The sequence below is a fragment of the Streptomyces sp. NPDC003038 genome (assembly GCF_040611115.1).
In the GTDB taxonomy this organism is placed as follows: domain Bacteria; phylum Actinomycetota; class Actinomycetes; order Streptomycetales; family Streptomycetaceae; genus Streptomyces.
Genome location: NZ_JBEXNN010000071.1, coordinates 1 through 7103, shown reverse-complemented (window position 1 = coordinate 7103; position 7103 = coordinate 1). Strand labels below are relative to the sequence as shown.

Sequence of the window (7103 nt, the reverse complement as noted above, 5' to 3'; positions counted from 1 at the left end):
AACGCTGGACCACCCGCTGGAAGCGAGCCCTCCAGGCCTTCGACATCGCCTTCGACGGACGCCTCACCAACAACCGAATCTGACCCACGAGACCAACCCAGTTACACCGAAAACTTTACAGACCCCCCCAGGTCAGCACCGGCACAGTTGTCTCTCCGAAACCTGCCTGAAAGGGCGTCACCAAGACGGTCACACCGAGTCAAGTCGAGGGACGGGCCGTCGAACGGGTAACCGACCGCGCTGCAGGCGTATTACTGATTCCCAATCATGTTTGTCAAGCGGTCTGGTGACGTGGTGTGAGTCGGTCAAGCCGGTGCGTGATCGCTTGCTGGGGGTGCTGTGGTGAAGGTGCGATGGTCGCGTATCAGGGCCCAGAGGACGTCGGGGCGGCGGCGTGCGAGGGCGAGGATCGCCTGCTTGTGGCTCTTGCCCTCGGCTCGCTTGCGGTCGTAGAAGGTCTTCGAGGTAGGGCAGAACCGGGCGGCGATCTGGGCGGAGAGGTAGAAGACGCGTAGGAGCCGGCGGTGGTAGCGGTGTGGTCGGCGCATATTGCCGCTGATGCGTCCTGAGTCCCGTGGGACCGGTGCGAGGTCGGCGACCCCGGCGAGACGACCCGAGCTGCCGAAGGCGTCCATGTCGCCGCCGGTGCAGGCGATGAATTGGGCTCCCAGCAAGGGGCCCATGCCGGGCATGCTGAGGATCACCCATGCGTCGCGGTGCTCGCCGAACCGGGCGGCGATCTGCCCGTCGATGTCCGCAATCTCCTCGTCCAGCGCCAGCACCTCCTTGGCGAGGGTGTGCACCACGGCCGCGGCGGTGCTCTCGCCTGCCACGGCTGTGTGCTGGGCCTGGGCTGCGGCGATGGCGGTGTCAGCGAGGGCCTGGGCGCCACGGACTTTGCGGTTCCTCAGCCATGTCGCCAGCCGGCTCGTGCCGGTCCGCCGTAGGCTGGCGGGTGTCTGGTGACCAGTGAGAGGGATGAGGGCGGCCTTGGACGCGGCGTAGTCGAAGGCCCGCTCGAGGGCGGGGAAGTACTCCAGCAGCTGGGCTCGCATCCGGTTGATGGCGCGGGTGCGGTCGGCTGCGAGGTCGTAGCGGCGGGCGGTGAGGATTTTCAGGTCCACCGCGATCTCGTTCCACTCCTGCAGCGGCTGGAGATCCCGGCGCATCCGCGCCTGGTCGGCGATGACGTAGGCGTCCTTCGCATCCGTTTTGCCATCGCCCCGGTAGCCGCGGGACGCGTGGTGGACAGTGCGGCCGGGGATATGGAGGAGCCGCTGGCCATGGCCTGCCAGCAGGGCTATCAGAAGTGCGGCACCGCCGGCATTCAGATCGACTGCCCAGGTCACCGGGCTGCCCTCGGCCAATGCGAGGACGTCGCCTATCAGCTCCAGAAGTTCGGGTTCGTTGTTCGGCACCCGGCGCGAGAGCGCCTTCGTCCCGTCCGTATCGATCACCGTGCAGCGATGAGCGGCCTTGCCGGCATCCGTCCCCGCCCAGAGCTCGGGCACCCGAGCCTCCCTCGTCGATCGGTTGATGGCGCTCTTTGAATCTGGCTGTGGTCCACATTTCGTGACGGTCACTGCTCACGTCACGCCGCTTTGGCATGATCGCCCCGTGATCGAGTACTCCTGGCCAGACGACTCAAGAGCAGGCCGAGCACGTGATGCGTGGGCTGCCACGGTTGAGGATCTTCCCATCGGAACCCACGTGACGTGCGAGGTCATCGCCCGGCAGCCCTTCGGCGTGTTCGTCCAGATCGACGCCGTGCCAGAAGCGATCGGTCTGATCGAGATCACCGCGATGCCTCGCGGAGCCGTACTGCCTGCGCCGGGCAAACGGCTCAGGGGCAACGTCATCGAACACGCCGAGCACAACCATCAAGTAAGGATAAACCTCAGCGAGTTGGCGGCCACGAATTGACCGGGCCGCCTCACATCGCGGCGGGACGATCACGGTGGCTGTGCGAGGACGAGGGTCCGCAGCAGGGCGAAGGAGGCTCGTCCGTATGACCGGCGCTTGATGAGCTTGATGCGTGTGACCTGACCTTCGACTACCCCGGAGCTCCAGGGCAGGCTGAGGCCGTTGACGACCGCGTCCCAGTGGTGTTGGAGGAATGCGGCGAAGGACTGGATCGGCTTCGGTCCGTCGGCCAGGGCCCGGGTCATCCACTGCGTCAGTTCGGTGCCTCGCCGATCACGGGCTATGGCGTTGAAGGCGTGCGCGAGCTCGCGGGCGGTGCTCAGGTCCGGGCATGCCTCCAGGACTCGGGCCAGCTGACTGCTTTCACTGCTGGTCAGGGACTCGGGGCGGCGCATGATCCAGCTGGTGATCTGGCGAGGGCTTGGGATCAGCCCTGGTTCGTCAACAGCTGTTCCGGCTCTCAGGGTCGCGACGTAGCGGCGGACAGAGATCTTGCTGCCTGGATATCCCTGTTCACGAACTTCGCGGAACAGCTGGGTCGCGTTGGTGCCTCCTGTTCGGTATCGCTGCTGAATGTAAGGCTTGAACCGGGCGAGGATTTCCGGCCGCCGGTCGCGTGCGGAGGACAGGAGGTCGTCGAGCTCGATGTTCGCGTAGCGGCGGACCGTCTTGCGGGCGAGGCGGAGATCGCGACTGATGGCGCTGTGGTTGTCACCTCGCAGAAGCCGGTCGTGGATGTCCTTGTGGCGTTGACGGACCCGGGCGAGGATCTGACTGTCTGGCGGATCGCTCGCGGGTGGCACGGGTTCGATGAGTTCCAGAAGTGCGTCTGGGGATATCGCGTCGGCGTCTTTGCGCAGGCAGGGGCGATGGGCGTGAGCCGTGCGTTCGACGGCCCGGGCCAGGCTGTGAAGCAAATGCCACCGGTCGGCGACCTGGATCGCGTCGGGGGCGGCCCGTTTGGTGGCTTCACTGAATGCGCTGTATCGGTCTCGGCAGACGATCTCGACGCCAGGATGCTCCGTGAGCCAGGCGGCGAGGGTGTCCGCAGCGCGGTCCGGCAGTAGATCGACGGGACGGCCGGTTTCTACGTCGACGAGCACCGTTCCGTAGGTACGTCCCTTGCGGAAAGCGAACTCGTCCACGCCGAGAACCCGGACGGTCCCGACGGGTGGATCGGGCAGCAGTCGGACCTGCCGGAGGGTCGCCGCCCGCGTAGTCCGCAGCCCCAGTTGGGGCGCGAGCCGGGCGCCGGCCCGGCCACCCACGGCCAGCCCAAGCGCCTGAAGCATGCGGCCCACGGCTTGCGTCCGACGGGCATGGCGCCTGGTCAGACAGTCGATCTGCTCGACGAATGTTCGCCGACAGCAAGCGGCGTTGCCGCAGAAGAACCGACGGACGAGCAGGCTGAGGACGACGCGTCGCCCGCCCAGCGGCCGGTCCGCCAGCCGCCGCCAATAGGTGCTGTGAACTCTCGTTCCGACAGACCCGCAGTCTGGACAGACGACATCGCCACGATGACTGCGGGCCTCGATCCGGACTGCTTCGCCATCGGCTTCCACTCTGTCGACCACGAGGTCTTCGACCTCCGGCCAGACCAACTCCCGGAACTTGCAATCGACCCCCACCAAAGCAACGCTGACGGGCGAGCAGCCCTTGGCACCCGCGTTGATCGAAAGTGATCGTCACGAAATGTGGACCACAGCCTTGAATCTCCCCAGGTGTCGCTCTTCAGGTGGCCAAACTTGCTCAGGTGATCTCCCCACCCATTGCGTGATCTTCCCGGCGTGTCGAACTGGTGTCGGCGTGTCGTGGAGAGCCTGCGTGAGCACGGAGTTCGCTGTTGAAGGGCCCTGGATGCTCACCTGGGAGGAAGACGTGGATGCTCACGCACTGCGTCGCCAGGGCTGGTCGATCTCGGCGATCGCCCGGCACCTGGGGCACGACCGCAAGACGATCCGCGCGTATCTGAATGGCGAGCGAGTCTCCGGATATCGACGTCAGTCGCCAGACGCGTTCATGCCCTTCTTGGAGTACTGCCGGCAACGACTCAGCGACGACCCCCACCTGTGGGCCTCGACGCTCTTCGACGAAGTGGTGGAACTCGGCTATTCGGGCGGCTACTCCACCTTCACCCGGGCCCTGCGGCGATACAAAGCGCGACCCCACTGCGAACCATGCCGGGCTTCGAGCGGCCGCGACGTGGCGATCATCGCGCATCCTCCTGGCGAGGAGATCCAGTTCGACTGGGTCGAGCTCCCGGACCCGCCCGCAGAGTGGGGCGTCGGCGCCAACGCGCATCTCCTCGTCGGCGCCCTGGCCCACTCGGGACGATGGCGGGCCGTGCTCGCGGAAGCAGAGACCTTCCCGCACTTGGTCCAGGCCATCGACGCCGTGTTGCGGCGCCTGGGCGGAACCGCCCGAAGGTGGCGCTTCGACAGGATGGCCACCGTCTGCCACCCGCCGACCGGACGGATCTTGCCGACTTTCGCAGCCGTCGCGAAGTACTACGGAGCCGGCGTCGACATCTGCCCGCCCCGGCGGGGCAACCGCAAGGGCGTCGTTGAGAAGGCCAACCACTCAGCGGCCCAACGCTGGTGGCGAACCGTCCCGGACGGCATCAGCCTCGAGGCAGGCCAGAACGGCGTGGACAAGCTGGCCGTCCAGATGGACAGCCGCAAACGCAAGCTCGACGGAGCCTCGACCACGGTCGCCGCGCTCGCCGAAGCCGAGCCCCTGCTGGACCTGCCGACCCGCCCGTTCCCCGCCGAACTGGAGCAGACCCGCGTCGTCAGCCCGCAAGGACTCATCTCCTTCGCCGGCAACTACTACTCCGTCCCGCCCGGGCTGACCGGCGCCCACGTCACGGTCCGGATCCGCCTCGGCGAGGACGACCTGCATGTGGTCACCGCCGGTCGCGCGGTCATCGCCCACCACCGCCGGGCACCGGACGGAGCCGGGCAGACCATCCGGGACTCCGGGCACGTCATTGCCCTCGAACGAGCCGTTCTCGCCTCGTTCTCCGACAAGGCTCCCTGCCGCACCAAGGTCCGCCGGCCCCCGTCCGCCGCGGCCCAGGCGGAAGCCGAAAAGCTTCGCGGCCGACCTGAAACAGACGTCGCGAACCGGGTCGTCATCGACCTGTCTCACTATGCCGCCGTCGCCGACCGGCTGCGGCAGGCCCCCACCCATGAAGACCAGGAGCGTGAGAGTGAGTGAGCATTTTCAACTCACCCACCGGTCGGGTGACGGGAGGCTCCAATTCCTGCAGGTCACATACGTGGTGACCCACTCCACGAGTGCATGCGGGACGTCGAGTACGGCACGATAGGGAACCAACAGAGCCCCCAGGCTGAAGAGTTGAGCATAGACACCTTGCTCAACAGCCCGGGGGCTCTGCCCGTTTCACCTCGTCCATGGCCGTCACCCGATCGGTGGCCACTCTGAAAAGGCTCAGTGACACCATGCCGATGAGCGAGGCCCGCCGCTACCAGCAGCTGCGAGGCCACCTGTCCTATCTGAAACTCAACGACGCCGCCGAAGCCCTTCCTCGCGTCCTGGACCAGGCCCGCGCCGAGCGGATGACCCTCACCACCGCCCTGGAGAAACTCCTCGAGATCGAAGTGGAGGCGACCGAAGCCCGCAAACTCTCCTCCCGACTGAGGTTCGCCTGCCTGCCAGAACCATGGACCTTGAACGACTTCGACTTCGCCGCGTCGACGAGAAGCTCATCCGCGACCTGGCCACCCTGCGGTTCCTCGACAACGCCTCCAACGTCCTGCTGGTCGGCCCGCCCGGCGTTGGCAAGACGATGCTGGCCGTCGCACTCGCCCGCTCCGCGGTCGATGCCGGCCACCGCGTCTACTTCACCACCGCCGCCGAACTCGCCGCCAAGGCCACAAGGCCGCACTCGAAGGCCGTTGGTCGAGCATCATGCGGTTCTTCGCCGGACCCCGCCTGCTCGTGATCGACGAACTCGGATACCTCCCGCTGCCGGGCGACGGCGCCTCTGCCCTCTTTCAGGTGATCAACCAGAGGTATCTGAAGTCGAGCACGATCCTCACGACCAATGTCGGTATTGCAGATTGGGCCGGCGCCTTCGGCGACGCGACCGTCGCCGCCGCGATGCTCGACCGGCTCCTTCACCGCGCCGTCGTCGTCGGCATCGACGGCCCCTCCTACCGTCTCCGCTCGCACCAGTCCCACTCCGACAACCTCCGCAAAGGGGTGACCGGACGTGCTGGTTGAACTCCGGGCCTGCCCCATCTGCTGGACCCAGTTCCAGGTCAATACCCAGGCAACCCGCCACACCTACTGCACCCCCCGCTGCAAAGCCGAAGCAGCCAGGCGGCGACGCCGTGAACGCGACGAAGTCATCAACACAGCGGAGACCGACGTGGTCACGCGGCAGTCACCGGCACCCACACCCCTGACGCCCACAGCTATCCGCAACTGCCCGCACTGCGACAAACCCGTCACCATCGTGGCGCTTCTCGCCACCCCCGAGGCCGCGCGGCCCACCATCCCCGCAGCAAGTCCCGACGTCATCCCATGCGTCGCAGCTGAGCGACCGCACGTCACTGACCTTGTCTGCCGCAGGCGGCGACAGGGTCAGTCGGCGTTCTCGAACGAGGCAGCGATGTTGTTCCAACATGAAGGCGTCCTTCCAATCCGGGCGCCCCTTGGCCCAGCCGCTCAGGGCGACGATCACCTTTTCCTGGGAGATCGTCCGGGTCTGGTAGTGCTCTGCCGCCGTCCCATCACGGAACTCCAGCTGATAGGTGTTGTCATCCCTCAGACACGCCTGCACATACCAATCGCCAGCCACCTCGTCATCAACTCGCTCGACGATCACGAAGGCGTTGCCCCGGCCGAGGTTCGCCACCATCCGGCTCAAGGCCGTGGGCCCCGGATTCCTCACCTGACGACCGTGCTCGTCTCTCGCTTGCAGCATGGCCCGATCATCCCCCACAGCTCTGACACCCGTCGAAGAGCAACCACGTCACGCCCGCTCTCGCTCCCCGCGTTCCCCAGTTGGTTCACGGAGTGAACCAACTGGGGCGAAGAGTAGCTCTGAGGAAAATTCGGGCTCTGACCGGAGTTCCGTGAAATCCCAGGTCAGGGGCCGCGTAGCGGAACGTTTCGGCAGGGCATGTCTCGCTGGTGGGGGTTTGCTCGCT

The 7103-nt window shown here is 66.4% G+C and carries 5 protein-coding genes and 1 pseudogene; 3 read left to right on the top strand and 3 right to left on the bottom strand.

The window, feature by feature from the left end; translation table 11 throughout:
- Positions 1-305: 305 nt before the first annotated feature.
- Positions 306-1511: an IS110 family transposase gene (locus ABZX75_RS33625; protein WP_355417842.1), complete on the bottom strand. Its 1206-nt coding sequence runs from the start codon at positions 1509-1511 to the stop codon at positions 306-308.
- Between the two features lie 106 nt (positions 1512-1617).
- Between ABZX75_RS33625 and ABZX75_RS33620 the strand changes: the two genes are divergently transcribed.
- Positions 1618-1923, top strand: coding sequence for a hypothetical protein (locus tag ABZX75_RS33620; RefSeq protein WP_355417839.1), 306 nt, complete (start codon positions 1618-1620; stop codon positions 1921-1923).
- Between the two features lie 29 nt (positions 1924-1952).
- Here ABZX75_RS33620 and ABZX75_RS33615 read toward each other — a convergent pair whose 3' ends face one another.
- Complete coding sequence (locus ABZX75_RS33615; RefSeq protein ID WP_355417835.1) at positions 1953-3551, bottom strand: ISL3 family transposase; 1599 nt, start codon at positions 3549-3551, stop codon at positions 1953-1955.
- A 196-nt stretch (positions 3552-3747) separates the two neighbouring features.
- On the opposite strand from ABZX75_RS33615, the gene ABZX75_RS33610 reads away from it, so the two are divergent.
- Together ABZX75_RS33610 and istB are read left to right on the top strand one after the other, a co-directional pair.
- On the top strand, positions 3748-5142 hold the full coding sequence (locus ABZX75_RS33610) for an IS21 family transposase (protein WP_355417832.1): 1395 nt from the start codon (positions 3748-3750) through the stop codon (positions 5140-5142).
- 197 nt (positions 5143-5339) lie between these two features.
- Positions 5340-6171, top strand: a pseudogene (gene istB, locus ABZX75_RS33605) (IS21-like element helper ATPase IstB).
- Between the two features lie 163 nt (positions 6172-6334).
- Here the strand turns inward: istB and ABZX75_RS33600 are convergent.
- A complete protein-coding gene (locus tag ABZX75_RS33600) occupies positions 6335-6877 on the bottom strand; it encodes a hypothetical protein (protein ID WP_355417829.1) in 543 nt (180 codons plus the stop codon).
- Positions 6878-7103: the final 226 nt, after the last annotated feature.